Source organism: Marinobacter algicola DG893, from assembly GCF_000170835.1.
Lineage (GTDB): Bacteria > Pseudomonadota > Gammaproteobacteria > Pseudomonadales > Oleiphilaceae > Marinobacter > Marinobacter algicola.
This window is the reverse complement of sequence record NZ_ABCP01000004.1, coordinates 122448-147300: the sequence shown is the minus strand read 5'-3', so window position 1 is coordinate 147300 and position 24853 is coordinate 122448. Positions and strand designations below refer to the sequence as shown.

The 24853-nt window shown below is 56.9% G+C and carries 27 protein-coding genes; 15 read left to right on the top strand and 12 right to left on the bottom strand.

From position 1 onward, the window contains the following. Positions 1 to 2 precede the first annotated feature (2 nt). On the bottom strand, positions 3 to 2414 hold the full coding sequence (locus tag MDG893_RS05505) for a response regulator (protein WP_083797666.1): 2412 nt from the start codon (positions 2412 to 2414) through the stop codon (positions 3 to 5). A 216-nt stretch (positions 2415 to 2630) separates the two neighbouring features. Here MDG893_RS05505 and MDG893_RS05500 point away from each other — a divergent pair, with 216 nt between their 5' ends. Continuing rightward, positions 2631 to 3110 carry an FKBP-type peptidyl-prolyl cis-trans isomerase gene (locus MDG893_RS05500; RefSeq protein WP_007152743.1) on the top strand — a complete coding sequence of 160 codons (480 nt, stop codon included), beginning with the start codon at positions 2631 to 2633 and terminating at the stop codon, positions 3108 to 3110. A 90-nt stretch (positions 3111 to 3200) separates the two neighbouring features. On the opposite strand, the gene MDG893_RS05495 is transcribed toward MDG893_RS05500, so the two are convergent. From MDG893_RS05495 to MDG893_RS05480, 4 genes are all read right to left on the bottom strand, one after another. Further along, on the bottom strand, positions 3201 to 4679 hold the full coding sequence (locus tag MDG893_RS05495; protein ID WP_007152742.1) for a flavin-containing monooxygenase: 1479 nt from the start codon (positions 4677 to 4679) through the stop codon (positions 3201 to 3203). A gap of 4 nt (positions 4680 to 4683) precedes the next feature. Beyond that, entirely contained in the window at positions 4684 to 5610 is a 927-nt protein-coding gene (locus tag MDG893_RS05490; RefSeq protein ID WP_007152741.1) for a hypothetical protein, read from the bottom strand. Beyond that, the gene (locus tag MDG893_RS05485) at positions 5603 to 6475 is read right to left on the bottom strand and encodes an SDR family NAD(P)-dependent oxidoreductase (protein ID WP_007152740.1); all 873 of its coding nucleotides are present in this window, start codon (positions 6473 to 6475) and stop codon (positions 5603 to 5605) included. Before MDG893_RS05485 ends, MDG893_RS05490 begins: the two co-directional genes overlap by 8 nt. Before the next feature lie 206 nt (positions 6476 to 6681). Further along, positions 6682 to 8673, bottom strand: coding sequence for a hypothetical protein (locus tag MDG893_RS05480; RefSeq protein WP_007152739.1), 1992 nt, complete (start codon positions 8671 to 8673; stop codon positions 6682 to 6684). 221 nt (positions 8674 to 8894) lie between these two features. Between MDG893_RS05480 and MDG893_RS05475 the strand changes: the two genes are divergently transcribed. After that, positions 8895 to 10043 carry a mechanosensitive ion channel family protein gene (locus tag MDG893_RS05475; protein ID WP_007152738.1) on the top strand — a complete coding sequence of 383 codons (1149 nt, stop codon included), beginning with the start codon at positions 8895 to 8897 and terminating at the stop codon, positions 10041 to 10043. Between the two features lie 80 nt (positions 10044 to 10123). On the opposite strand, the gene MDG893_RS05470 is transcribed toward MDG893_RS05475, so the two are convergent. Then, positions 10124 to 11701 (bottom strand): hypothetical protein, encoded by a 1578-nt coding sequence (locus MDG893_RS05470; RefSeq protein ID WP_007152737.1) that lies wholly within the window; start codon positions 11699 to 11701, stop codon positions 10124 to 10126. A 313-nt stretch (positions 11702 to 12014) separates the two neighbouring features. On the opposite strand from MDG893_RS05470, the gene bufA2 reads away from it, so the two are divergent. From bufA2 to MDG893_RS05420, 11 genes are all read left to right on the top strand, one after another. Then, a complete protein-coding gene (bufA2, locus tag MDG893_RS05465; protein WP_040474347.1) occupies positions 12015 to 12299 on the top strand; it encodes a BufA2 family periplasmic bufferin-type metallophore in 285 nt (94 codons plus the stop codon). Between the two features lie 74 nt (positions 12300 to 12373). Further along, entirely contained in the window at positions 12374 to 13270 is an 897-nt protein-coding gene (bufB, locus tag MDG893_RS05460; protein ID WP_007152735.1) for an MNIO family bufferin maturase, read from the top strand. Next, positions 13267 to 14070 carry an HvfC/BufC N-terminal domain-containing protein gene (locus tag MDG893_RS05455; RefSeq protein WP_007152734.1) on the top strand — a complete coding sequence of 268 codons (804 nt, stop codon included), beginning with the start codon at positions 13267 to 13269 and terminating at the stop codon, positions 14068 to 14070. The genes bufB (MDG893_RS05460) and MDG893_RS05455 overlap by 4 nt, the downstream gene beginning before the upstream one ends. 58 nt (positions 14071 to 14128) lie before the next feature. Beyond that, positions 14129 to 14464 (top strand): BufA1 family periplasmic bufferin-type metallophore, encoded by a 336-nt coding sequence (locus tag MDG893_RS05450; protein ID WP_007152733.1) that lies wholly within the window; start codon positions 14129 to 14131, stop codon positions 14462 to 14464. Positions 14465 to 14466: 2 nt separating this feature from the next. After that, positions 14467 to 15306: an MNIO family bufferin maturase gene (gene bufB / locus MDG893_RS05445; RefSeq protein ID WP_007152732.1), complete on the top strand. Its 840-nt coding sequence runs from the start codon at positions 14467 to 14469 to the stop codon at positions 15304 to 15306. Further along, the gene (locus tag MDG893_RS05440) at positions 15299 to 16084 is read left to right on the top strand and encodes an HvfC/BufC N-terminal domain-containing protein (protein ID WP_007152731.1); all 786 of its coding nucleotides are present in this window, start codon (positions 15299 to 15301) and stop codon (positions 16082 to 16084) included. The genes bufB (MDG893_RS05445) and MDG893_RS05440 overlap by 8 nt, the downstream gene beginning before the upstream one ends. Then, on the top strand, positions 16068 to 16595 hold the full coding sequence (locus tag MDG893_RS05435; RefSeq protein WP_007152730.1) for a DoxX family protein: 528 nt from the start codon (positions 16068 to 16070) through the stop codon (positions 16593 to 16595). The genes MDG893_RS05440 and MDG893_RS05435 overlap by 17 nt, the downstream gene beginning before the upstream one ends. Before the next feature lie 84 nt (positions 16596 to 16679). After that, on the top strand, positions 16680 to 16835 hold the full coding sequence (locus MDG893_RS21040) for a hypothetical protein (protein WP_007152729.1): 156 nt from the start codon (positions 16680 to 16682) through the stop codon (positions 16833 to 16835). A 45-nt stretch (positions 16836 to 16880) separates the two neighbouring features. Beyond that, positions 16881 to 17813 carry a DUF4124 domain-containing protein gene (locus tag MDG893_RS05430; RefSeq protein WP_040474322.1) on the top strand — a complete coding sequence of 311 codons (933 nt, stop codon included), beginning with the start codon at positions 16881 to 16883 and terminating at the stop codon, positions 17811 to 17813. A 51-nt stretch (positions 17814 to 17864) separates the two neighbouring features. Further along, positions 17865 to 18245 carry a DUF6152 family protein gene (locus MDG893_RS05425; protein WP_007152727.1) on the top strand — a complete coding sequence of 127 codons (381 nt, stop codon included), beginning with the start codon at positions 17865 to 17867 and terminating at the stop codon, positions 18243 to 18245. Between the two features lie 8 nt (positions 18246 to 18253). Further along, positions 18254 to 18739 carry a hypothetical protein gene (locus MDG893_RS05420; RefSeq protein WP_007152726.1) on the top strand — a complete coding sequence of 162 codons (486 nt, stop codon included), beginning with the start codon at positions 18254 to 18256 and terminating at the stop codon, positions 18737 to 18739. Between the two features lie 46 nt (positions 18740 to 18785). Here the strand turns inward: MDG893_RS05420 and MDG893_RS05415 are convergent, their stop codons facing one another. Continuing rightward, positions 18786 to 19193, bottom strand: a complete 408-nt coding sequence (locus MDG893_RS05415; RefSeq protein WP_007152725.1) for a hypothetical protein — start codon at positions 19191 to 19193, stop codon at positions 18786 to 18788. 151 nt (positions 19194 to 19344) lie between these two features. On the opposite strand from MDG893_RS05415, the gene MDG893_RS05410 reads away from it, so the two are divergent. After that, complete coding sequence (locus MDG893_RS05410) at positions 19345 to 20127, top strand: helix-turn-helix domain-containing protein (RefSeq protein WP_083797664.1); 783 nt, start codon at positions 19345 to 19347, stop codon at positions 20125 to 20127. Positions 20128 to 20305: 178 nt separating this feature from the next. Then, positions 20306 to 20755, top strand: coding sequence for a hypothetical protein (locus MDG893_RS05405; RefSeq protein ID WP_007152723.1), 450 nt, complete (start codon positions 20306 to 20308; stop codon positions 20753 to 20755). A 43-nt stretch (positions 20756 to 20798) separates the two neighbouring features. Here MDG893_RS05405 and MDG893_RS05400 read toward each other — a convergent pair whose 3' ends face one another. The 5 genes from MDG893_RS05400 to phnC are packed head-to-tail and all read right to left on the bottom strand — an operon-like array spanning position 20799 to position 24834. Continuing rightward, on the bottom strand, positions 20799 to 21581 hold the full coding sequence (locus MDG893_RS05400) for a DeoR/GlpR family DNA-binding transcription regulator (RefSeq protein ID WP_228301504.1): 783 nt from the start codon (positions 21579 to 21581) through the stop codon (positions 20799 to 20801). A gap of 14 nt (positions 21582 to 21595) precedes the next feature. Continuing rightward, a complete protein-coding gene (locus MDG893_RS05395) occupies positions 21596 to 22405 on the bottom strand; it encodes an HAD-IIB family hydrolase (protein WP_007152721.1) in 810 nt (269 codons plus the stop codon). A 16-nt stretch (positions 22406 to 22421) separates the two neighbouring features. After that, a complete protein-coding gene (gene phnE / locus MDG893_RS05390) occupies positions 22422 to 23231 on the bottom strand; it encodes a phosphonate ABC transporter, permease protein PhnE (RefSeq protein WP_007152720.1) in 810 nt (269 codons plus the stop codon). Next, complete coding sequence (gene phnE, locus MDG893_RS05385; protein WP_007152719.1) at positions 23225 to 24043, bottom strand: phosphonate ABC transporter, permease protein PhnE; 819 nt, start codon at positions 24041 to 24043, stop codon at positions 23225 to 23227. The genes phnE (MDG893_RS05390) and phnE (MDG893_RS05385) overlap by 7 nt, the downstream gene beginning before the upstream one ends. Further along, positions 24040 to 24834 (bottom strand): phosphonate ABC transporter ATP-binding protein, encoded by a 795-nt coding sequence (gene phnC, locus MDG893_RS05380; RefSeq protein WP_040474321.1) that lies wholly within the window; start codon positions 24832 to 24834, stop codon positions 24040 to 24042. The genes phnE (MDG893_RS05385) and phnC overlap by 4 nt, the downstream gene beginning before the upstream one ends. Positions 24835 to 24853: the final 19 nt, after the last annotated feature.

The following is a 24853-nucleotide window of genomic DNA, read 5'->3' as shown; positions in this document are numbered from 1 at the left end:
GCTCAGAGCTCGAAGGTCATGGCCACTTCCGGCGCCTGGATGAAGTGCCCCTGAAAATGGCGGATGCCACGGTCCCAGAACCACGTCAGAGCCTTGGCGTCTTCGACCCGGGTGGCTACGATTGGCTGGCTCGACCCGAAGACCCCGGTAAGCTGGCGAAGCATGTTTTCCAGTTCAGCCGTCTGCTCGGCGCTGGCGCCATACTTTGGAGCCAGCTTCACGAATTCCACGGTCGGCAACTCTTTCAGCAGTTCAATCGATGCCGGGCCGGTCTCAACGTGCTCGATGATAAGACCACAGTTCATGCCGTGCAGCACGTTTAATACCTGCTTGGCCTTTGCGACGTCTTTGATCACGGTTGGGCTGGACAATGCGAGGTAAATGCGGCGTTTGCCTTTGATGCTCGCGTTGCGCATACCGCTGCTGAGAAAGGGCATCATTCTGGCTACATCCGCCATGGGGGACGCGAGTTTGATCGCCACGGAGTAACCCGCTGCGGCTTTTCCCGAAAGCTCTGAGAGTCCCTCAAGCGCGTGCTCCACGACCCAACGATCGAGATCATGCAAGGTGCCATGATTTCCCTCTGTCAGCTGTGGCAAGAACTGGCCGGGCAGATACAAGGCATCGTCTTCATCCACTAGCCGTACCAGGGCTTCAAAGACAGTATCTCCGGAGTTCATATTCACGATCGGCTGGTAGTGCAGTTTGAAGGCCTGGGCATCTAGCAGTTCCCGAATGCGATCATCCAGTTTGCTATGATCGGAACGCTCCGGCGCCCGCCGCCAGACCACCCGAGCGTTGTCCGCCTGCATGGCCTCACAACAAGCCTGCTCGACTTCCATCAGGGCCTTGTCTTCATTCACCGCTTCTGTAAGAGGCAATACGCCCATACTGACGGTAACGGAATTCGGCGGTTCACCCAGGGACCATGCCGGGCTGTTCAGGCGTTGGTGAAACTGGTCCAGATAGGCACTTGCGTCCTCGGCTACAGGCGCGGTTATTTGAAACAGGAAGCTGCCGCCGCCCAGGCGACAGCCGGAATCCCTGGCACCCAATTGGTCCGCGAAGTGGTGCTCCATGCGGGCAGTTAAACTGGCCAGTGCGCGTGCGCCATGCTGTGCGCGCAGGTACTCCTCGCGGTCGATTTCCACCTGGACCAGAAACCGCGCCTGGTTGTTAGGCGAGGCCTCAAGATAAGCGAGGGAGGAGGCCAGTTCGGTCAGAAAAAAGTCATGGTTCTGCAAGCCCTGACGTTCTTTGCGTTGACTGACCAGGTTGATGCGCGCCGAGATGCGTTGAGCCTGTGCCAGGTGATGATGCAGCGCCGCCAAGAATCGTTGATTGTCGAGTGGTTTCTGGAAGAACTCATTGCCCGCCATGCTGTTCGTCTCAAGGTGGTCGGCTACTGCCTGCGACGCTGACACAAACAGGATGGGGATGGTGAGATATCTTGGGTCCTGGCGCAGCGCGCGGGCAAGTTCCAGACCTTGAACGCCCGGCATTTCGTGGTCCAGCACGATGGCGTCAGGTTGGAACTGTTCGATGCGCTCGAGAATTCTCGCGGGCTGGGAAAGGCCTTCTACTTCGTAACCTTGATTGAACAGTAAGTCTTGATAGTAGGCGAGCAGGTCGCTGTCGTCATCCACCCAAAGTACCCTTTGCCTGACACTGGTGCTGAGTAGCTGATCGATCCGCTTCTCCAGCGCGTCCATATCCAGGGGTTTGGTGATGTAGCCATCCGCGCCGGCCCGCATAGCCCGCATACGTGCGACGATGTCATTTCGGGCTGACATCATGATCACCGGGCTACAGGCATCCACCTGGTGCTTGAGGCGGTCAAGAAGCGTTATTCCCTCCAAAGCGCCGTCGGGGAAGCTGATGTCCAGAAGAATCAAGTGGTAGTAGTCGTTTGTTTGTTGGCTAAAGGCGTTTGGCGTGTCGAACGTGTCAACATCAAAGCCCCGTTGTTCCAACCAACCCTGCAGAAAAACCGCCTGGTTGCGATCGTCCTCGATGACGGCGATTCGGTGATGGTTTATGACAGTCACAGCCGCCGGGGCCGTTTCGTTCTGGGTGGCGGTATTGATAGCCTGGTCAATGGCCCGCTCCAGAGCCTGGAGCGAGGCTTCAATCTGGTCACGTTCTATGGGAGTTGCTACCGGTTTATTCAGCACGTGCTGCAACTGGCTCTCGAGGACCTGTGCACTTTCGCTGATGGCAGAAAACTGGAACGTAGTTCCGCTGCCCGACAGCTTGTGGGCGCACCGATCCATGAGCAACAGTGTTTTCTTGTCCCAATTGACATGTTGCAAATGGCTCCAGGAAGCTCTCAGTTCCTTTGCGCGGCTTGGAAGGTTTTGAGCATACTGCTGTCTGAGCTCCTGATACTTTACTCCCAAGTTGGCGCCTACCATTCATGAACCTCATCTGCTGTTGGAGGAAAATCAGAGTGTGGGTCAGATTTCGAATTAACGGAGAGTGTTGTTACCTGATCATAGCTTGCTGAAAAAAGTTCCGCGACCTGTTATCAGATGGAAGTGAACCGAGGCAGGTCTGATTTGCCTTCACTGAAGTCAGTGCCGCCACTGGGTATAATGGCGTACTTTGAACCGTCGAAGAGAACCTATCCTATGCCAATCGAAAAGAATCAGGTGGTCCTGTTTCACTACAGTGTCCGTGATGAACAGGGCAACGAAGTTGAGAATTCCCGTGGTGGCAAGCCGAATGCCTACCTGCATGGCCACGGCGGTGTTATCCAGGGCCTGGAAGAAGCTCTGGAAGGTCGCGAGGCTGGCGATACGTTCAGCGTTACCGTCACTCCGGAAAAAGCCTACGGTCCGCGCAAGGCCGATGCCGTTCAGCGCGTGCCGGTCAAGCATCTGATGGGGGCCAAACGCTGGAAGCGGGGCATGATCGCCCAGGTGCAAACGGAGCAGGGCCCGCGCCATGTGGTCGTCGCTAAGGTCGGCCTCAAATTTGCCGATGTCGACACCAACCACCCGATGGCCGGTAAAACCCTGACCTTCGATATCGAAGTGATCGAAGTACGTGCCGCCGATGCGGAAGAGATAGCGCACGGCCACGCGCATGGGCCGGGTGGGCATCACTGAAGATAAAAGGGGGCGTAGATGCAAATTGGTGTGATCGCAGATACCCACAGCAAAATGCGCCCCGAAGCCCTGGAGATATTGAAAGACTCTTCAGCTATGCGGCAGAAGCCGATAATCTTTCAGAACAACTTCTTTCATTTGCAGCGCATACTGTGTGGCAAATCCCGGATACATCGTCGCGTTAAACCCATCCTCGGTGAGATACCAGCTTTTGCAGCCGGTGTTCCAGTTGGTTCGTGACAACCGTTTCTGTATCGCACGATTGTGACTTTCCTGTGCGCTCTGGCGCACGTCCAATCCTTTCAGGTCAAGGCTGGTGATGGTGCGCACGGCTTTAACAATATAGTTAATCTGCGACTCCATATACACCAGAGCGGAGTTATGCCCGGGGCCGGAGTTGGGGCCGAACGTCAGGAAAAGGTTGGGGTAGCCGGCAACATTGATGCTTTTATAGGCCGATGCGCCCCTTTTCCACTCGTCGTTCAATTGCCGGCCATCCACACCGGTAATCGGAAACGGTGTGCCGGCGTTGCTTACGTTGAAACCGGTGGCAAAAATCAGGCAGTCGAACTGGTGCTCGATGCCCTCAACCGTGCGCACTCCGTTTTCATCGATCCGGGCAATGGGCCAGGTGATCAACTTGCAATTGGGTTGCTGTAGGGCCGGGTAATAGTCGCTGGATACCAATACCCGTTTGCAGCCCAGGCGGTAGTTCGGGGTTAGCTGGCGGCGAAGCCAGCGATCCTTCACTTGATTGCGCAGGTGCCACTTGCCCAGCCGCTCTGCCAGGCGAGTGAGGGGTGAGTTCCAGATCACCCCAAGAGCCATGGATTCGTGGGCGAGGTAGAGCGCCTTGCGCAATGCGTTCTGGCTCAGGGGCAGTTTTCGAAACGCCAGCTTCTGCCAGTCCGGCGTTTCGAAATCTGGCCGTGGCATCACCCAGGGTGGTGTCCGCTGGAACACGGTCAGCTTGTCGACCTTGCCCACGATGCTTGGCACGATCTGGATGGCGCTGGCTCCGGTACCGATTACCCCGACACGCTTGCCTTCCAGGTTGTAGTTGTGGTCCCACTGGGCACTGTGGATTTTTTTGCCCTGAAAGTCTTCGATGCCTGCAATATTCGGAAAGCCCGGGTTCGATAACGGCCCCTGGGCCATCACCACGGTTTTTGCGTAGTAGGTTTCTCCGCCCTCGGTGGTGGCCTCCCATACGCCCCTGTCCTGATCCCAGTTCAGGCCGGTGACGTTGGTGCCAAAGCGAATGTATCGGGCCAGGTCAAACTGGTTCACCAGATGGTGGATGTAGCCCAGGATCTCGCGAGCACCGGAGAAGCTTCGGGACCAATCCGGGTTTGGCGCAAACGAATAGGAATACAGGTTTGAGGGGATGTCGCAGGCGGCACCGGGGTATTGGTTATCCCGCCAGGTTCCGCCTACCTGCTTGTCCCGTTCCAGTATGACCATGTCATCGATGCCTTCCTGCTGCAGGCGGATGGCGGAGCCGAGTCCGGCAAAGCCGGCCCCGATGATCAGGGTGGTAACCACAGGTGTCGTCTGTACGTCAGTCATGGTGTCAGGCCGTCGTCTGGTAGGTGATTTCGCGCACCCAGCTGGGTACAGCGGGGAAGGCTCGCCGGGGGATGGCGTCGGTCACTTTGACCAGGGCGTCGATCGGCTTGTGGTAGAACCGGTTACCCCGATCCACCACGAAACGCCCGTGGTATTTGATGATCTGGAACCAGGGGTTGCGCCGGCCGTCTTCTGAGCGGCCACCAATCTTTTCGAATTTCTGCATGGCTGCGTACAGTTTCTCTTCCGGCAGGCCCATTTCGATGATGTTGTCGCGCATCTTGTTCAGCAACGGAAAGTAGGAGGCGATACCGAGGATCAGCCGGGGGTCCATCAGCTGGGCCACCATACGCGCCAGTTCCCTGTAGGTTTTTCCATGGCCTTGCATTTCCATCACCGTGAAGCCAACGCCAAGGTGCCGGGACTCGTCGTTGTTGATCAGCTCAAAGGCCTGATGGCAGACGGGGTCGTCCACGGTTTCCAGCAGGAACTTGCAGAGGGCACCATCAAGCGCAATCTCCAGCATGGGGACCACGGTGCCCAGCACGTACACGGGCTGGTCGTCGGCAAAGCGGTCCAGCCACTCGATCACCAGGCGCAGGTTGTTGTTGGGCTCGGGCAGCTCGTTTTCTTCCAGCATGCCCCAGCGTTTCATCAGCGCCATTTCGGCGTTGGCGTGGCGCTGTTCTTCGGCGTGGAAATAGGTGTAAATTTCCCGCAGCGTGTCATCCGGTGCTTTCTTGGCCATGGCTGCGAAAGCGCGGGCACCTACATGTTCGATCCACATCAGGTCGGCCATGAAGGCTTTCAGTTTGGGCCACTGTTCGGCGGTTATCAGCTCGGCTCCCGGTGCGTCCCAATCCACGTCGGACAGTGACCACTGGGAGCTCTTGATCTTCTCCAACATCTTGTCCAGGTCGATTTTAGCCATGGAGTCTACCTCTCGTTGTCTCTTCTTCGGTTACGCTCCCGGTCCTACTGACAAAACGGTTCAGCAAGCCTGTGCCGACGGCGTAGCCGCTTGGCAGCAGTCGTTTCAGGCGCCAGATCAGTTTTGCGTCCAGTTGCGGCATCACATACAGCTGGCCCCGGTCCAGGCCATTGAGGGTGATTCTGGCCACCTGTTCGGCTGACATTCCGAAACGGTCCATCAACCGGTTGAACAGGGCACCGGAATCGCCAGTGATCCGGCCATTGGCGGCAATGTTGGTTTTCACCAGGGTGGGGCAGAGCGCGGTGACCTGAACGTTGGTTTCGGAGAGCTCCGCGGCCAATGTTTCCGAAATCGCCAGGGCGGCCGCTTTGGTGGCGTTGTAGGGCCCCATCAACGGTGCCGCGGAGAAGGCCGCAGTGGAGGCAACATTGATAATGCCGGCGGCTGGCTGGCCCTTCAAAAGCGGCGTGAACACGTGGCAGCCGTGGATAACGCCCCACAGGTTGATGTTGATGGTCCAGGCCCAATCCGCGATTGGGACGTCGCCGATCTTCTGGCCGCCGATACCGATGCCGGCGTTGTTGATCACCAGGTTCAGGGGTTGCGGCAGTAGCTCCTGAGCTTGCTGGGCCAGTGCCTCAACCTGCGCCAGATCGCTAACGTCGCAGGCGACAGCCCAGGCCTCGCCGCCTTCTGCCCGAACCTCCCGGGCGGTCTGCTCAGCCGCTTGCAGGCTGATGTCCGAACAGACGATGAGCCCCTTGCGACGGGCCAGCTCCAATGCGAGGGCTTTGCCGATGCCGCTTCCAGAGCCTGTGATGACAGCCCGTGACTGATGGGTGAGTCTTTGCTTTTGAAACATTGCCGATTCCGCTTATCAAGTTTCAAACAGGGTCGCACGAGACGGCCGAGCTTTTTGGGCCGTATGTGATTCGAGAGAGGACGATTTACTTGCGGACTGTTACCAGATTGCGAACCTGGCCGGCGTTGGAGAGCGTGGTCCAGAGCCTCGGGAAAGCGTAGGCTGGCGCCTGATGCGGTTCTTGAAAGGTCAGCACATTGCGTTGTCTACCGCCCCGAAGCCCAACTGCCACGGGCCAGGTCCATGGCCCGGTTGACTTCATCGGCAGGGATGTCGCCCGGCTCGCCTTTTTCTATCGGGTCATAGTGGAACACGTACAGTCGGGAGACGAACTCGGCCACGGGTAAGGAGGCTTCGCCGAAGAGTTCACCGTGGCCATGGGTGGAGGTGATGACGCCCTGGCCCCAGTTCTGGCCGCTGTCGTTGTTGGGGTTGAAAAAGTAGACGCGCATGGTCTTGTCGGGGTCCATGGCGAGCCGTTGGATGGTGATGGCGTGCCAGCCGAGAAAGCGCGTGGCGCTGTCGGTCACCGCGATACCGGCCGGCTGTGGATTGATCACGGGAATGTTGCCGTTATAGAACGGGTGATAGGCGGCGTAGAAATCCCGGACAAACCCTTCGAAGTCTTTCAGGCCGCCGGTGAAAACGTCCACGGCGATGCGAAATCCGTGGCCGACGTGGTCGCCGTGAAACTCTGCATTGACCCATTTATGGGGATCCTCTCCGCGGCCAATACTGCGCCGCCCCATTTCAAAATAGATACGGTCCAGATGCGGCACGGTCAGCAGGGATACGGCATCGACATCCACGGGCGGTTCGGTTGCCAGTCCGGCGCCAAGCTCCTTTGAAGAAATGCTGTTGCCTTCGAAGCGCATAACGATCTCATCGTCCCGCGCTGCCCAGGCAAGGATGCGCAGCAATTCTGCCGGCATGTTGTACGCCCACATGGACAGGGCGCGGGTGGACTGGCAGGTCGGGTAATTGCCCTGACCCACGCCCAGCGGCCGCCCCAGCACGTTCAGTACGTCGGCCAGCAAAAAGCATTCGGGGGAACGGCTGCTGCCGAAAACGGTTGTGATCTTCTCGGCCGCGGCGTCACAAAGCGTCATGCGTATCTGGCGCCACAGGGATGGTGCTACCGGTGGCGAGTAAAGAATGCCCCGCTCCAGCATCATGGCCAGGCCGTAAGTGCATTGACTGGTTTCCGGAAACACGGCGTCGTCGATCAGGCGGTGAATCAGTGCAGGGTAGCAGTGGAATGCATCGGCACCGGTGTAGCTCAACCCGAGGGCTGTGGGGATCAGGGCGTTCCAGCGCCCGCGCAGGTAGCGTATGAACACCGGCATGTAGGCCGACACCAGGCCGGTATTGTGCATGGCCTGGGCAAAGGCGATGGCTTCCTGCATCAGGGCGGCATCGTCCATGTCCGCCAGTCGTTCGGAATAGACTTCAAAACCGGGGTCTTCACGGCAACCTTCAGTGGGGCTGAATACGGCGTTGATCAGTTGCAGGGCGTCATCGCCGACTTCTCCGCCCAGGGCGTCGGGTTTTTCCAGGCAGACGGCAATCTGGGTCACCATGTGCTTGACGCCCTCAACCTGCACCGGGCGCTGCTCCAGAATACGCCAGACTTCGGCCACCAGGTGCTCCAGCAGGTTTTCATATCCCAGATGCTGGAGCAGGTAGTGATACAGGTTCTGCACGGCATGGCCGAGCTGATCGGGCCGCAGCCGGTCGCTCTCCTGCAGGTCATCACTGACCACCAGGTCCAGGTTCATCGCCATCACCTGGGCGAGGAAATTATGGGCATGTTCCGCCGAGATAGAAGCGTGGACGTAGTCGCCTTTGGTGACCGCCAACAGGCGAACCTGACTCAGGCATTCGACCAGTGTTGCGGTGGGCTCCCCGTGGCGGACCGTACGCGCAGCCAGGGAAGGCACCAGTGTCTGGGGGTAGTCCCAATCGCTGCCACCAAAGAACCCGGCGGATTCAATGGCCGGAACGCGTTCGTAGATTGCGTCCAGCCCTTCGGGGCTGAGCACCAGGGGCCTCGCCGCATCAATGACTTCGAATACGGGCGAAACGCCCTCGATCGCGTTGATTGCAGCAAGGCGGCTAACGGCATCGTCAAATGCATTTACAAGTTCCGTTGGCGCGCGGCTGTTCTGGTTTTCGGTTGCTTTTTTTTGTCTGGCCATACAACCATCCTTGAGCCAACCTCGGACTGTGTCAACCTGGACTGTCGAAAACATCCGTGCCCACCGGTTGGCTGAAGCCAGGAACCTGTTGGTCCACCATTTCGGATAGGATCAATGGCTGATGATTGGTAAACAGGCTGACGTTAACCTACATATCATTATGAGCAAGAGATCCGATAAAGTGACGCCCACCCCCACAACAAAAGAAGAGCAGACACCTGATGGCTGAATCCTTTGGTACCGAGCTGGTTGAACAGCTCCAGCGAAATATTGGCGATGCCTTCCTGGCCGTGTCAGGTGAGGATTTGGACTGGGGCGCGCTTGTCGTACAGATGCTTGGCCAGTTGTTGGTCTCTGTAATCTATCTTGGGGTGTTTTTCGGGATCTATCTGGTGGTGACAGGTGCTATCCGGCTGGTCTTGGGCAAGCAGCGGGCCAAAACACCTCTGTTCCTCCAAGTGCGAAGCACTCTGCGCTATCTGGCCGGGTTAGGGGCGCTGGTCTTCATTCTTGCACAGTTCGGGACGTCTCCTGAGGTTCTCAAGGCGATGGCGAGGGCGGGCTTTATGGCCCTCGGTTTCTATGTGGCCTGGCTGGTTCTGGCACGCCTGATCAAGGACAGCATGGTGCGCTACAAAATGGATCCTTCGATTCGTCAGCTGGTCGAGAACCTGTTTTCGGTGGTCGTCTCAGCGCTGGCTGTGGTGACGGTGCTCGCCCAGTTCGGTTTCGATGTGGTTTCGATTGTGGCGGGGTTGGGGATCGTCGGTATCGCCGTTGGCTTTGCGGCGCAATCAACCCTCTCCAATTTCATTGCCGGTATCACCCTGCTGATTGAGAGGCCGTTCCGCATTGGTGATTGGGTGACCATCAACGGGCAAGACGGCAAAGTGGTCAAGATTGCCTTGCGCACCACCTGGCTGCGCACCCGGGATAATATCTTCGCGATGATTCCAAACGACAGTGTGGCGTCATCCGACATCATCAATTACAGCGCAGAAGGGGTCACCCGCCTGAATATCCCGGTGGGCATTGCTTACAAAGAATCCGCGAAGGCCGCGAGGGATGTTCTGATGCCGGTTCTGCTGACGCACCCTGAAGTTTTACAGGGTGCTGGTATGGAGCCCCGTGTTCTGCTTAAAAGCCTGGGCGATTCTTCAGTGAACCTTGAAGCCAAGGTGTGGATTACTCCCGATAATCTGGATGTGCAGCCCAGAATCATGGCTGATGTTCTGGAACAGATGAAAGAGGCGCTGGATGCCGCCGGCATTGAGATTCCTTTCCCTCATTTGCAACTGTTTATAGATGATGCAAAAGGGCTCAAGCCAGTTCTGGAGCCCCTCTACAGCAAGAGGGAAGCTAACGGATAACCCTTATCCGAAAACCGGGCGAGGCGCCCGTTGGGCGTCTCGCCGGCAGATGATTGTTATATGGTTTTCGAAAGGGGGTATCATTCAAACCGGTTGGCCCGGATATTGTCTCGCGTGCCATCGCTTTCAGCCCATACCGCGATAGCGTTGCTGGTCCCATCAAATGCAATCTGCGGTTCGACTGCAATCCCCGCATTGTCGTTTTCTATCAGGGTCGCCGCGTCCCAGCCGCTGATGGGCGACCAGGTGTTCGCCCAGATGTTGGAGTTCCTCCACACTGCGATGGCGTTGCCCTCGTTATCGAATGCGATCTGCTGATTGCCGGCACTTCCGTTGCTGGGGTCCTCGATGAGCTCCGCCGAACTCCAGCCATCGTTTGGCGAGTAGGTATTGGCCACGGTACTGTACCCTGTGCCAACACTGAGGCGCTGGCGCCATACGGCAATCACATTGCCCATGCTGTCGACCGCAATTTGCGGATCGAACGCGTCTCCTGCGTTGTCGGTTTCGATGAGGTCTTCCGAGCCCCAGCCGGCGGCCTGCGACCAGTTATTGGCCCATATATTGAACCTGGTGCCATCACTGCTGGTCCATACGACGGTCGCGTTGTTGTCGCCGTCAATAACGATCTGCGGGTCAAATGAGTTTCCGTCATCGATGGTTTCAATGTCTTCCGGCATGGCCCAGCCGCTGCCCGGCGCCCAGACGCTTGCTCGGATGTCATACCACGTACTGCCGTTGTACTGCTCCCAGACAGCGATGGCGTTGCCAGCGCTGTCAAAGGCGATTTGTGGATCCTGTGCAGACCCTGCATCGGCTTCGACCAGCTCCGCCGTTCCCGAGCCAACCCCTGGCGTATAGGTGTTGGCCCAGAGGTTGAGTGGATTGGGTGAGGTGGGTGGAGCTTCGTTCTGTACCCACACGATGATGGCGTTACCGGCATTGTTCATGGCGATTTGCGGATCGGATGCGTCTCCGCCATTGAATTCGATCAGACCCTCCGAGCTCCAGCCACTGTCTGGGGAATAACGTCTGATCCAGGCATTGTAGTACGTACTTTGCTGGGTCCAGACGACAATGGCATTGCCGTCGTCGTCAATGGCAATCTGCGGAGCCCGGGCATCTCCGTTCTCGTCTCCGATCACCACAGCAGCGCTCCAGCCGCCGCCTGGCGAATAGATGCTCGCCCAGATATTGTCCTGCGTACCGTCGAATTGAACCCATACGGCGATGGCATTGCCGTCATTGTTGAAGGCGATCTGAGGTGAGGCTGCCTCTCCGGTGCCGGTTTCGATCAACGCTGCTGAGCGCCAGGAACGACACAGCACACTGACGTCATTCACATCGGTACCGGCAACCGTGCCGCTCGCATTTTCCATTGAGCAGAGCTGGTGTTCGGGTAGCGCCGCCAGGGTCACGTCATAACTGCTGCCATCGGCCAGTTTCGTGGCAAATTCAAAGTCGACTCCTCCAACCTCCAGGGTGTCACCCCCGTTGTTTTCCAACGCCAGTCCGGAGTTGACAGCCCCGGTTACGGTGCCGCCGATGGTGTACGAAGCGCTTCCGTCACTACCTCCGCCGCCTCCACCACCACAGGCAGAGATCGATAAGAGAAATGACAGAACGATGAGCAGTGAGGCAGGGCGTGAATGGCACATTTGGAAATCCTTTTTCCTGGTTGGAGTTCAACTTTGGAAGACCGGAGTAGGGCGGAGCTTGAGGGTATTAAGGATTGATACCCCTGACATCTTTCAAACTAATACAAGATCCCAATTGTTGCCAGTCGAGGCCCTGATCGGCCTGATCCTCGTGATTTCGCTTACCTGAGACCATGTTATGACAATGGTGACACTCTCGTGATCATTCCGTGATGATCTGGTCGGCCCATGCAGCGCACTATTTATTCAGGCGGGAAACACATGCTGAATGGTTACCTGCCGCTCCGAACTCATAGATGAAAAGGAAACAGATATGAACACGATGCTAAACGGTGCCCGCATTGCAGCTCTCGCCGCCGCCTTCGCGACTTCAGGATTGGCCTATGCCGCTGAACCACCTGCCGGCTCCAGCGGTGCGGCGGTCTCTGGCAGCGATAAAGTGCATTGCTACGGGGTGAACTCCTGTAAGGGAACGGCCGACTGCAAAACCACCGAAAATGCCTGTAAAGGACAGAACGCGTGCAAGGCCCAAGGCTTCAAGGGGATGTCAGCAAGCGAATGCCTGTCGGAAGGTGGTGTGATTGGCGATCTGGGCTGAGTAGGCCAGATCAAATGTGTTTGTCCGGAGGCGCGTTCCGGCGCGCCCCGGGTTTTCAACGGGAGATTTAACGGATGATGAATCACTCTGCCAAAGCCAAACCGAATGGGCTGAAGAACAGTCTCCGTGAGCCGTTCCAGGGTTTTGGGCTGGGTTTGCGCCCGCGTCATTACAACAGCTTTCTTGCCCAGCCGCAGGCGGTGGATTGGCTCGAGGTCATCTCCGAAAATTACATGGTCCAGGGCGGAAAACCACTTGCGATGCTCGACAGGATTCGCGCCGACTACCCAATCGCGATGCATGGTGTGTCGATGTCGATTGGTTCTGTATCTCCCTTAGACCATGGCTATCTGCAGCGCCTGAAAGCGCTTGCGGACCGTATCCAACCGATGTGGGTTTCTGATCACTTATGTTGGACCGGTGTGCACGGCACGAACCTGCACGATCTTTTTCCCTTACCTTATACCGAAGAAGCCTTGCGACACGTTGCCGCGCGCGTTCGCGAGGTGCAGGAAACGCTTGGGCGCCGTCTGGTGCTGGAAAACGTTTCAAGCTATATCGATTACGCCAGTTCAGAGATGAGCGAATGGGCGTTTCTGACCGCCCTTGCGGAGGAAGCCGACTGCTTGCTGCTACTTGATGTAAACAACATCTACGTAAGCGGTATGAACCACGGCTTCGACCCGCGTGACTTCATCGACGGCGTGCCAGCGCACCGCATCCAGCAGATTCATGTGGCCGGGCACTCAAACCTGGGCGACGTCATCATCGATACCCACGATGCGCCGGTGCCCGACGAAGTGTTTGATCTCTACGCCTATGCATGCCGTCGCTTCGGGCCGGTCAGCACGATGATCGAGCGTGACGATTCAATTCCGCCGCTGGAGGACCTGATCGTGGAACTCGACCGGGTGAGGGCCGTGGCGGCTCGTCACACCCCTGTATGGGATCGCGAGGAGGCATTCGCATGACTGATTACGCCCCTCGTTCGTTAGCCGATCTGCAAGCGGGACTGCAAAACTATGTTTTGGGCGATGGTGTTTCGGACGACATTCTTTCCGAGCTGACGGGCGGTGCTTCTGACCAGAGTAAGCGGCGCCTGCATATCTATCATTCTGGCTATCGCTCGCGGATGAACGAGGCGCTCCAGTCTGCTTTTGAGCAGACCTGGGCCTATCTCGGTGACGACGCATTCGACGCAATTTGCACTCGCTACACCGAGACGAATCCATCGCATTCGCCGAATCTGGGCGACCATGGCCGCAACTTCCCACGCTTTTTGCAGCAAGCTTTGTCTTCCGATCCGGAAATCGCCGAGCTGGCAACCATGGACTGGAGGCTCCACAGCGCCTTCGATGCACCGAATGCCGCCATTCTCACCGGTGAGCAATTGGCAAATGTCGGCGAGGCGCAGTGGGCATCGCTGGGATTCGTCTTCCACCCGTCCGTTTCGCTCGCTCAGTTCGAGTGGAACGCACTGGAAATCTGGCATGCGCTGGATCAGAAACAGACGCCGCCCGTCGCCGAAAAGCTGAACGAGCCGGTAGGGCACCTGTTCTGGCGCAGCGACCAGCGAAGCTACTTTCGCACACTTGAGTCGGATGAGTATGCCGCACTTAAGGGCCTGCTTGAGGGGCTTGGTTTTGCACAAGTGTGTGAGCAACTCGCAGAAGGCTATCCGAATACCAGTATTGACGCGTCGATTGGCACCTGGCTGGCGCGTTGGCTGTCGGATGGGCTGTTGTCGGAGGTCAAGCCGGGGCCTGTTTGAGTGACACCGTAACCCTTATCGGCGTGCTTTGGCCGACCGTAAAATTCAGGAGTCTGACATGTCCAAATCCAAAATCTCACAGTCCGAGATCACCGAAACCAACACCTCCCGCACCATGACCGCTGCTGCCATGGCACTCGCCCTGGGTTCTGCGATCTCCATCGCTGCCGTTCCGGATGTTGCCCACGCGGAGGGCATGGAAAAGTGCTATGGAGTTTCGCTCGCCGGTAAGAACGACTGCGCCGCCGGGCCGGGCACTACCTGTGCGGGCACGTCCACTATCGATTATCAAGGGAATGCCTGGACGCTGGTTCCGAAAGGCACTTGCGAGGAGACCGCATCCCCGACTTCACCCACAGGCTTCGGACAACTCGAAGCCTTCGAGGAGAAGTAGCAATGCTGCCCTCACGGGCAGGCTTGGGCCTGAAACCAGAGCACTTTCGGAACATTCTGGAATCGGGCCCAGACATTGGTTTCTTTGAGGTTCATGCCGAGAACTACATGGTTCCGGGTGGCCCTATGCATCATTATCTGGGGAAAATTCGTGAGCACTACCCGTTGTCATTGCATGGGGTAGGGCTCTCGATCGGAGCCGACGCTCCCCTGGACAAAACACATCTTGATGCGCTGGCGGTGCTGATTGACCGTTATGCGCCGCAGGTTTTTTCTGAGCACCTGGCCTGGTCCAGTCATGGTGACTTCTTTCTCAATGATCTGTTGCCGCTGCCATACACGGCCACCACCCTGAACCGTGTGTGTGACCACATCGATCAGGTGCAGACGCATCTGGGTTGCCGCATGTTGCTGGAGAACCCGGCGACCTATCTGGAGTTCTCGACCTCGACCCTGTCGGAGACCGACTTCATCAGCGAAGTAATACGCCGCACGGGCTGTGGCCTGCTGCTCGACGTCAACAACGCCTATGTTTCGTGCATCAACCATCACCGCGAGCCCGGGGCTTATATCCGTGCATTACCGCTTGACCGGGCGGAGCAGATTCACCTTGGTGGTTTTGCCTCCCAGGCCGATGCCAACGGCGACCCGCTGCTTATAGACAGCCATAGCGCACCCGTTGCGCAAGACGTGTGGGCACTCTATACCGAAGTACTTGAGCAAATGGGGCCGACTGCCACGCTGATCGAACGCGATAACGACATTCCGCCATTTGACGTTTTGCTGGCCGAGGTCAATCTCGCCGACTCGTACCTTGTTGAAGCAGGAGGCCAACGTGAGTGAGCAGACAGTATTCGCCAGCGCATTGCTTGATCCGGCGCAACCCTGCCCGGACGGGTTACGGGCGTGGAACGGTTCCGATCCGAACCAGCGCTTTGCGGTGTATCGCAACAACATCGTGGTATCACTGATTGATGCACTCGCTGCCACGTTTCCTGTGTGCCAACAACTGGTTGGCGAAGCCTTCTTCCGCGCCATGGCCAGGGTGTTTGTGGTGGCGCAACCACCGCGTTCGCAAATCCTGACCTTCTACGGGCGCGAATTTCCGGCCTTTATCGACACCTTTAGCCCGGCATCATCAGTACCCTATCTGGCCGACGTGGCCCGACTCGAAAGACTACGACTCGACGCATTCCATTCTGCCGATGTTGAGCCGCTTGGCACGGAGGACATAACCGGAGTGCTGTCTGCTCCCCCTCGGCTACCCGGGCTTCGCATGGATATCCATCCCTCGGTGGCAGTGCTGCAATCACGGTTCGCCGTGTTTTCGTTGTGGGCCGCGCACCAGCAGGCAGACCCTGGACTGGCCCGTGTTGACCCTCTGCAACCAGAAACCGTATTGGTGCTGCGTTCCGGGCTGGAAGTCCAGTGCATCGATATCGCAGAGGCCACCGGCGTTTTTATGGATCGACTGATACAGAAGGAAACGTTGTCGCAGGCTGAACAGGACGCCAAGGCATGCGAGCCCGGTTTTGATCTTGTTGCAGCGCTGACCCTTTTGCTGCGCTGGCAGATCATTACCTCCCTTTACCCCGGAGATGAACATGGACAACTCGACTGAAACCGCTGCTCAAACCTCAACCGGCACGGGTGTCCTGCCAGGCCTGATCAAGCAGGCAAACACTCTTTTCGGACGCATTCCGGACACCCTGATCGCTATGATCGCCCGCTTTTCGATTGCCGGCGTGTTCTGGAAATCAGGCCAGACCAAAATTGAAGGGCTGGCCATCGACATTGTCTCCGGTGAGTTCAGCCTGGGGGTACCACGGTTGTCGGACAGCGCGCTCTTTCTGTTCAAGGAGGAGTACAGTCTGCCGTTGATCGCCCCCGAGCTGGCGGCCTTGATGGCGGCGTTCGCCGAGCATCTGTTTCCGGTTCTGCTCTTGTTGGGGCTGGCCACGCGTTTCTCGGCGCTGGCCCTGCTGGTGATGACACTGACCATCCAGATATTCGTCTATCCCGGTGCCTGGCCAACGCACGGGGTATGGGCGGCGGTGCTGCTTTATCTGATGGCTTACGGGCCGGGTTGGTGTTCAATGGACCACTTCATCGCGGCACGTTACCGGCGCTGAAGTGCATCCAAACACTTTTTTCCTATTTCATATATCATGGGTGTTTAGTTGTTGGATAAGCCAACAGTTAACGTGGAGAACACCATGAGCAAGAAGCCCGAGAAAGTGACATTAACCTCTGCCACCATTGAAGAGCAGACGGCAGCTTTTTTAAAGGCTGGTGGGGCCGTTGAGTACGTAGGTAAGGGTAAGAGTGGCCAAGAAACCTCAGCGGGCCCGAAGCAGATTAGCGTGAAATAGTCACCGGGGCAGATCTGGTTCTGAAGCGCAGGGATTAAAGCGTTAATGAAAGTCGTAAACCCAGTCCTTGTTTTTCTACTCTCTATGATCTTTGCAGTCTCTGGTCATGCAAAGATTTATAAATGGGTGGATGAAGACGGGAAGATTCATTTCAGCGATCGGGAAGACCATCGCGTTGAGCAGGAAGTTGTCAACGTGAAGCCTGGCGCGTCGAAATGGTCGCGTTTTGATATCAAGATTAAAGCCGTCGATGTGGAGCTGAGTGAAGAGGAAAATCAGCAGATTGTTGATGGTGTGAACAACGTCTACGAGTTCTTTGACCGTGTGATGTCCTTTGATATGTACAGGACGGTTCCGGTCAATATATTGATGTTCAAGGATAAGGCTGAATACCGGAATTACCTTGTTCGCAGGAATAAAGGTCTGGCGGTTGCTTCATACGGCCTGTATATACCTTCCGAACACCTGATAGTCGTCTATGTGCAGGAAAACAGAAGCCGCACCTTTGAAACGATCAAGCATGAGGTGAGCCACGCGGTTGTCGATACCATCGTTCCTTATGCGCCGCTCTGGTTGAATGAGGGGCTTGCCGAGCAGATGGAAATGCTGGAACGTGATGAATCGGGCCTGTACTTTGAACGTCATCAGGAAAACAGTTGGGTGGTTGCTCAGGCCCGTGAACAGGGCCGTTTAACGGGCATTTCACAGTTTCTGAAATTATCCAGTTATAAGTGGCGCCATTCAGAGCTGTCGGGGCATGGGAGTTTGAGGGCTCAATCCGGTCAATTCCTGAGTTTCCTGCTCTCCAAACCGACCCGCCGCAACTTCGTGGTGCGGCTGATGCACAACTTCAACCGGGGTGACCGCACTCTCGCATACTACCTGGTGGATGATAATTACATCGGCGGAGTCAGTATGTTGGATTTGGACTGGCGGCGTTGGCTGCACGAACAGGGTAACGACATCATCCGGTTTTAACCGTCGGTCGTTGCTCTTCATCTTTGAAAACCCGCAATGAGAGGACTCACTATGCCTCACGTTCGTTTTACCCACCTGCTCGGTTTTGCGTTTCTTGTTGCTGTTCTCGCTGCCTCTGCCGCTCATGCTCATCACGGTTGGGCCTGGGCCACGGACGAGGAATTTGAAATCACCGGTACCATCCAGTCAATGCGCCTTGGTAATCCCCATGGCGAGGTCACGATAGACGTTGATGGCGAGGCATGGGTTGTGGAAGTCGGCCAACCCTGGCGTAACGACCGTGTCGGGCTCAGTAAAGAGATTTTGAGCGTCGGCCGGGAAATGACCGTGCACGGTCACCGTTCCGCCAAAGAGGGCGAACGGTTGGTCAAGGCCGAGCGGATTGTCATCGATGGGACGAACTACGACTTGTATCCCGGTCGTGATTCCTGAGTCTGGGAATGATTGAGCCGGCGCTGGTCTTTGTTGAAAACCTGGCCTTTGTATCGGCGCTGCGCAATTCCACCCTCGCATACCCGCTGATCAACGCCGGGCATATTCTTGGTGTTGCCCTGCTGATTGGTGGAATTGTGCCGCTGGATTTGCGTTTGATGGGGTTCTGGCGCCATTACCCCGTGATGGTGTTTGTCGATGTGCTTCGAGTCACCTCCGCGTTTGGTTTGGGGTTAGCGGTGGTCTGTGGTTCGCTTCTATTCGCCACAGCGGCGGTGGACTACGCCGGGTCGATGTTGTTCCGGGTCAAGATGGTGGTTGTCCTTTTGGGAGTGTCGAACGCGTTGCTACTTGCTCGGGTGTTAAAGCGCCGGGATATACGGAGCCTCCCAATGGGTGCTTCCATGCCTTTGCCCTTGAGGGCAGGTGCCTTGATGTCTCTGGTGTTCTGGATGAGTGCGCTGACTCTTGGCAGGCTATTGGGCTACTTCTGAGCAGGCGGGTAGCGACAGGAGTTGCCGCTACCCGGTGTTTCGAAGGCTAGCTGAATGCAGGTTCAAGAGGTTTACTGCCAGCAACCCGTTTCATCCACGCCATGTCCAGTGGAACAAGAATGTTCACTGCGAACAGCACCCAGCCCAACGCCTGCAGGCTCTCCGCAAACCACAGCATCAGGGCGAAAGACAGCAGGGCCCAGCTGACATCCACAACCATCATCAGGTTGAAGTATTTCTCCAGCCACCGTGCGTTCATGGCCATAGCAGCCATATCCACGCACCAGAGCAACATCACTATGCCCACCACCAGATAGAAGGTTGCGCCTGGCCCTCCCGCTAACTGGGCGATCGGCTCTGCGGCCAGGATCAGTGCCAATGCCAGTGGCGTGGAGAGGAAAACATCGCTCAGGACGATCTGTTTTACGCTGAATTGACGGACGAAGTTTTTCATAGGATCACCTCAATCGGGTTTCACAATGTGTTGGACTACGCTACAAAGCATCTACCTGGGCGGTGATGGGCACAATTACCTGTGAGGTAATGGTGCAGCACACCCTTGAGGAAGATAATCGCTGAACACTCGAATATTCACAGGAACTACCATGAGCGCCTTCGGTACGCTTTTTAGAGAAATGCGGCAGGGTAAACGGTTGAGCCAGATGGATTTCGCCCTGGAATGCGAAGTATCGGCGAAGCACATCAGCTTTCTGGAAACGGGCCGAAGCCAGCCCAGTAAGGGCATGGTTCTGCATTTGGCGCAGATGCTTCAGACGGATCTGGCGGCGACCAACCGCCTGCTGTCTGCGGCGGGTTACAGCCAGGTATACAGCGATCAGGATTTGAACGCGCCAGGCATGGCGATGATCAAAGAAGCGCTTGATCACCTCTTGCAGGCGCACCTGCCGTACCCGGCGGTTGTCTTTGATCACGAGTACTATCTGGTGATGGCTAACACGGCCATGCAGGCGATGATGGTAAGAATGGTGGAACTGGGCGCTCACTTTCCCGCAAGGCCGAACTTTCTCCTATCGCTGTTGGACAACGAGGGCATGAAACCCTTTGTGGGAGATTGGGAAAACATCGCATGCCACATGCTGCAGCGGGTCTACCATGAGCATCTAGCCGGCCCCTTCCGGGACCAACCCAACCGATTGCTGGAGCATGCCTTGACTCTGCCCGGCGTTCCACAGAACTGGAAAAGCCGCTTGGTGGAACATCTCGACTACCCGGCGATTCCTTTTACCCTGAACCTGGGAGATCAGCAGCTTAGAATCTTTTCGACCATTGCAACGATAGGCACGCCCCTGGATGTCACCGCACAGAACTTGCGGATCGAGCATTTTTTCCCAATGGATGAGCGTAGCAAGGCTTTCTGGCAAAGCTGAAGCGGGCTGCTGCCGGGGAAAAGACTTCCGGGCCGGCGAGGTAGATGCGTTTGGATCGTGTCATGGGGAATCAACTGGTCATCAAAGGCCGAAAGGTACGTGTTTCCTGTTTTATCCTACCGCACCGTCTTTCCAGTGGCATAATTCAGCCTGTTAATAATAACCACGGAGCGACGGTATGTCTCTGGCTGAAAAAATCTGCCTTTCAGCGGCTTTCCTGTTTTTTATGACAGGCCTGCTTACCGGCATTTGGAAATACCGGCATATGGCGCGGAGTGAGGACGCTACCTCGCCGGTATATGTGGATATCGCTCACCGCAGTTCGCTGCTCTACAGCTTTGCGGCGCTGCTGCTGGCGGCGTTCAGCGCTCATAGTGTGCTGGCTGATTGGGTTAACACGACTGCCGCCGTGGCTGCACTGGTGTTTTTCGCCTTTGCAATTGGTACCTATGTGATTCACGGCCTGCTTCAGGATACAGACAACCAATTGCGCCGGCCCCACCGCCTGGGTAAGCGGCAGTTGCCGTCCTGGGTGACCGGGTTCTTCATGCTGTTGCTGATCGTCGGGGAAGTCGGCGGGGCGCTCGTTCTGGGTGCAGGCGCAATGCTGGGAATCTGGCAGGGTTAAGTAGGAGATATTCACTGCACCGCCTTGCGAACGTTCGGACTCGTTAAGCTCCAACGCATTCGATGATTTCAAGCGACGCAGGCAGGCCTATCTGTTTTCCGGCACTAATGAAGTCGGTGTAGAAGCGATCCACATACTTGAATGAGGCGACTTTACAATGAGAGCTTTGGGTCCATTTGCTATGGTTGGCCACCAGCAAGCGTGACCGGGTGTTGGAAATGATGGCCCGGCTGACTTCGGCCTCGCGGATATCAAAATCCATCAGGCCATGCTGTGGGTCCATGCTACCGGTGCTGATGATGCCAAAGTCGGTGATGAAGGAGCTGAAAAATCCGGTCACTTCCGGCCCGACCACATCATGGTGATTGTGCCGGTATTGCCCACCGGAAACGATGACTTCGATGCCGGAATTGCCGGAAAGCGCAGAGGCCACACTAAGGTTGTTGGTCAGGATGCGCAGTGACTGGTGATGAATCAGCGCTTTCGCCACCAGTTCGATGGTGCTGCCGACTCCCAGGCTGACGGTGGCGCCTTCAGGAATATCCATTGCAACCCGCTGAGCCATCTGCTGCTTGGTGGCATGATGATGGATCCGCGCGTTTTCAACGGGAGAAATCGTGGCACTGGCCGGTAGGCTGACGCCGCCATAACGGCGACGTAGCACACCCTGTTCGCACAGTTTGTTGATGTCTCGGCGAATGGTTTGGGTGGTGACTCCAAAGCGTTGGGCAATGTCTTCAACCTCGACATGCTTCTGCTCGTTCACCCAATCCAGAATGCTTTTTTGCCGATCTTTGGCGCCCATCAGATTAGATACTCGGTCCATTACCCCTGGCTTGATCACACAGGATGTGTTTCGGCCTGCGGCAGGTCGGATTCGGTCCGTTGCCTCAGCCAGTTTTCGGCCATTTCCGCGAAGCCCAGCCCGGAACGCTGGCTGACAACGGCGGCCGGCCGATGGGTCATCCCGGGCAGATGCTTGCGAATGTTTGCCACGCCAACACTTAGTGGAAAACATCGAAACATGCTTTCGTCATTGGGTGCGTCACCAATGAAAACTGCGCGCTGTTGCAACGCCTGCAGATCCAGTCCCAGCACTTCCTGCCCTACACGCACGGCCATCGTGGACTTGTCAAAGTCGCCGAGCCAGATGTTGAGGTGGATCGAGCTTTGCCGAACGTTGAAGCCCCGGCCAACCAGAGCATTATGAAGAACCGCTACTTGCTCTGAGCTTAAAGACTGCTGCTGGTTGTAGTCGACCGCTACATCGACATAGCGGAAGGCCTGGTCGCTGGCGAGTTGTGGTTCGAAGTCCAGATCCAGTGCGGCGACTGCAGTCAGTATGGCCTCTTGGTCACGCTTATGGCCGGCTGCGTCGTTCCAGTAGTGCCAGCGGACCGTCTGGGGGGCGGTCCGCTCGGCGTAGAAGGCGCCGCCTTCACCAATTACTGCAGTGACCGGCCACGTTCTGATGATCTGGTCGCACCAGCCGGCGCAACCACCGGTCACCGGAATCACGCGAATACCAGCCGCTGCCAGCCGACAAAGGGCAAGATAGGTTTCTGGCAGCAATTGACCATCGGTGGTCAGGGTATCGTCCACGTCGGTAAACAATACGTCCGCTTGGCCAAAGTTAAAGCTGTTTGTCATGGACTGGGTTTCCGCGTCAGATAACTTTCTTGCGCAAGGCGCTGGTTAGTGCTTCGCCCAGAATTACCAACACCACAATAGCGAGCAGAATCGTGGCCACCGTCTGCCAGGCAAACAGGTCGATAGACCCTTGCAGCAGCACTCCGATGCCACCGGCGCCCACCAAACCAAGCACGGTGGATTCACGGATGTTGATATCCCAGCGCAGGATGATGATGGCAAAAAAGGCTGGCATTACCTGCGGCACGATCGCGTACAGCACTACTTTCATTTTGCTGGCGCCGGTTGCCTGCATAGCTTCGACGGGGCGGCGATCGATCTCCTCGATAGCCTCGCCCATCAGTTTACCAATGAAACCGATTGACCGGAACATAACCGCCAGAATGCCCGCAAGTACCCCAGGGCCGAAAATGGCGACGAACAGCAGGGCCCAGATGATGGTGTTTACTGAGCGGCTGGACACAAGAATAAACCGACCGAGCCACAGGGTGGCCTTGTTCGGTGTGGTGTTCTGCGCCGCGATATAGGACACCGGCAGGGCAATGAATATCGTGAGCATGGTAGACAGGGTGGCAATGTGTACGGTTTCCAGCATGGCCGCGAAGATGGCATTCCAGGTGCTGAACTCCGGTGGCCACATGCGTGCACCCAGGTTCTGGATCTGGTTGGGGGCGTCCCACACCCAGGGCCAGAAAATGTCGATGTCACGCACCGCCCAGACAATCGCAATCAGGGTTACCAGGTAGATCCCATAGCGGGTCCACTGTTCTTTCCGGTCGTAGCGGGACCAAACACGGTCAGTCAGTTTCGCAGCGTGATCTACCATACTTTTTTCCTCACCCATCCGCTTATGCCTTCGCTGACCAGAATGATGCCAATAATCATCAGCAGAATGGCAAAGGCGAAGTCGTAATCGTAACGTCCGAACGCATTCATCAGTGTGCCGCCAATACCGCCTGCTCCGACAATGCCAACCACCGCGGAAGCGCGCAGGTTGCTGTCGAGCTGGTACATGGATAGCCCAATCTGGCGTGGCATGATCTGCGGAAACACGCCGTAGATCAGCATCTTCAGATATCCTGCGCCGACGGAGCGCATGGCTTCCACCTGGCCCCAGTCGATTTCTTCGATTTCTTCGGCCAACAGTTTGGCCACGAACCCGATGGAATAGAGTGTCAGGGTCAGGATGCCTGCCATGGGGCCAAACCCGACGGCCGCCACAAACAGGATGGCCACGATGACCGGGTGGAAGCTGCGGGAGATAATGATGATGGCGCGCCCCAGCAGATAGACTGGCTTCGGAGCCACGTTTTTGGCAGCCATCACCGCAATAGGTATCGACAGAAACACCCCAAGCAGGGTTGCCAGGAATGCAATCTGGAAGCTTTCCTTGAAGCCGGTCCACAAGAGTCCGGCACGCTCAAAGCTGGGAGGAAAGGCTCCACCGAATATTTTGGCGGCTCGGGGCAGGCCCTCGGAAATTCGCGCCCAATCAAAGGGTAGCGTGGAGAAAGCCCAGTAGAGATAAGTCAGGGTAACGGCGATCAAGCCATAGCGGAGCCAGGGGTTGGCTATGAACGGGGGCTTCTTCCAGACCCTGCCCGACGTCATGTCGGTTGCAGTTCTGCTGGTGGTCATACGGTCGCCTCCTGGGTTTGGGCGCCGGCCTCAGCCGCATCCTCGTCCGGGGACTCAATGCCGCCGTAAATGGCATCCAGCGCATCCTGGTTGAAGTCCTTGGGCGAACCGTCAAAAATCATCTGACCGTGCCGCATACCCACAATACGATCCGTGTACATTCGCGCCTGAGTGACGTTGTGGATGTTGATCAGCACCGGCAGCGACATTTCGCTGGCCAGGGTTTGGAGCAGGCTCATGATCTGCTGAGAGGTTTTGGGGTCCAGCGACGCGGTTGGCTCATCCGCCAGCAGAATCTCCGGCTCCTGCATCAGTGCCCGCACTACGGCTACCCGTTGCCGTTCACCCCCGGACAACTGGTCGGCTCGATTATTGGCGTAGTGGGCGATACCCACGCGCTCCATCAGGTGGAAGGCGCGATCGATATCCGATTGAGGGAAGCGGCGGGTCAGGGCCTGGAACAGTGACACATAGCCCAAGCGTCCGGACAGCACGTTTTCCATGACCGTCAAGCGATCAATCAGGTTAAACCCCTGAAAAACCATGCCGATACGCCGGCGGGAATGTCGCAATTCGCTGCCGCGAAGATTGACCAGTTGGTGGCCATTCAACTTGATCGAACCCGATGTGGGCTCAACCAGCCGGTTGATGCAGCGCAGCAGTGTGCTTTTCCCCGCGCCCGAAGCGCCGACGATGGAAACGACGCTGCTGCCGTCAACCTCAAGATCCAGGCCTTTTAGCACCGGCTCATTGTGCCCGTATCGCTTTACCAGGTTGGTAATTTCTAACATGAATTCACTCCGGCCAGAG

Bases quoted from the DNA above. Each gene is read 5' to 3' on its own strand.
- MDG893_RS05425 (WP_007152727.1), top strand. From the start codon at position 17,865: ATGCCTCACGTTCGTTTTACCCACCTGCTCGGTTTTGCGTTTCTTGTT.
- MDG893_RS05475 (WP_007152738.1), top strand. From the start codon at position 8,895: ATGGCTGAATCCTTTGGTACCGAGCTGGTTGAACAGCTCCAGCGAAAT.
- MDG893_RS05420 (WP_007152726.1), top strand. From the start codon at position 18,254: ATGATTGAGCCGGCGCTGGTCTTTGTTGAAAACCTGGCCTTTGTATCG.
- MDG893_RS05470 (WP_007152737.1), bottom strand. From the start codon at position 11,701: ATGTGCCATTCACGCCCTGCCTCACTGCTCATCGTTCTGTCATTTCTC.
- phnC (WP_040474321.1), bottom strand. From the start codon at position 24,834: ATGTTAGAAATTACCAACCTGGTAAAGCGATACGGGCACAATGAGCCG.
- MDG893_RS05415 (WP_007152725.1), bottom strand. From the start codon at position 19,193: ATGAAAAACTTCGTCCGTCAATTCAGCGTAAAACAGATCGTCCTGAGC.
- MDG893_RS05490 (WP_007152741.1), bottom strand. From the start codon at position 5,610: ATGGCTAAAATCGACCTGGACAAGATGTTGGAGAAGATCAAGAGCTCC.
- MDG893_RS05430 (WP_040474322.1), top strand. From the start codon at position 16,881: ATGAAAGTCGTAAACCCAGTCCTTGTTTTTCTACTCTCTATGATCTTT.
- MDG893_RS05480 (WP_007152739.1), bottom strand. From the start codon at position 8,673: ATGGCCAGACAAAAAAAAGCAACCGAAAACCAGAACAGCCGCGCGCCA.
- MDG893_RS05405 (WP_007152723.1), top strand. From the start codon at position 20,306: ATGTCTCTGGCTGAAAAAATCTGCCTTTCAGCGGCTTTCCTGTTTTTT.
- MDG893_RS05410 (WP_083797664.1), top strand. From the start codon at position 19,345: ATGAGCGCCTTCGGTACGCTTTTTAGAGAAATGCGGCAGGGTAAACGG.
- MDG893_RS05455 (WP_007152734.1), top strand. From the start codon at position 13,267: ATGACTGATTACGCCCCTCGTTCGTTAGCCGATCTGCAAGCGGGACTG.
- MDG893_RS05450 (WP_007152733.1), top strand. From the start codon at position 14,129: ATGTCCAAATCCAAAATCTCACAGTCCGAGATCACCGAAACCAACACC.
- phnE (WP_007152720.1), bottom strand. From the start codon at position 23,231: ATGGTAGATCACGCTGCGAAACTGACTGACCGTGTTTGGTCCCGCTAC.
- MDG893_RS05495 (WP_007152742.1), bottom strand. From the start codon at position 4,679: ATGACTGACGTACAGACGACACCTGTGGTTACCACCCTGATCATCGGG.
- phnE (WP_007152719.1), bottom strand. From the start codon at position 24,043: ATGACCACCAGCAGAACTGCAACCGACATGACGTCGGGCAGGGTCTGG.
- MDG893_RS05395 (WP_007152721.1), bottom strand. From the start codon at position 22,405: ATGACAAACAGCTTTAACTTTGGCCAAGCGGACGTATTGTTTACCGAC.
- bufB (WP_007152732.1), top strand. From the start codon at position 14,467: ATGCTGCCCTCACGGGCAGGCTTGGGCCTGAAACCAGAGCACTTTCGG.
- MDG893_RS05485 (WP_007152740.1), bottom strand. From the start codon at position 6,475: ATGTTTCAAAAGCAAAGACTCACCCATCAGTCACGGGCTGTCATCACA.
- bufB (WP_007152735.1), top strand. From the start codon at position 12,374: ATGATGAATCACTCTGCCAAAGCCAAACCGAATGGGCTGAAGAACAGT.
- MDG893_RS05500 (WP_007152743.1), top strand. From the start codon at position 2,631: ATGCCAATCGAAAAGAATCAGGTGGTCCTGTTTCACTACAGTGTCCGT.
- MDG893_RS05505 (WP_083797666.1), bottom strand. From the start codon at position 2,414: ATGGTAGGCGCCAACTTGGGAGTAAAGTATCAGGAGCTCAGACAGCAG.
- MDG893_RS21040 (WP_007152729.1), top strand. From the start codon at position 16,680: ATGAGCAAGAAGCCCGAGAAAGTGACATTAACCTCTGCCACCATTGAA.
- bufA2 (WP_040474347.1), top strand. From the start codon at position 12,015: ATGAACACGATGCTAAACGGTGCCCGCATTGCAGCTCTCGCCGCCGCC.
- MDG893_RS05400 (WP_228301504.1), bottom strand. From the start codon at position 21,581: ATGGACCGAGTATCTAATCTGATGGGCGCCAAAGATCGGCAAAAAAGC.
- MDG893_RS05435 (WP_007152730.1), top strand. From the start codon at position 16,068: ATGGACAACTCGACTGAAACCGCTGCTCAAACCTCAACCGGCACGGGT.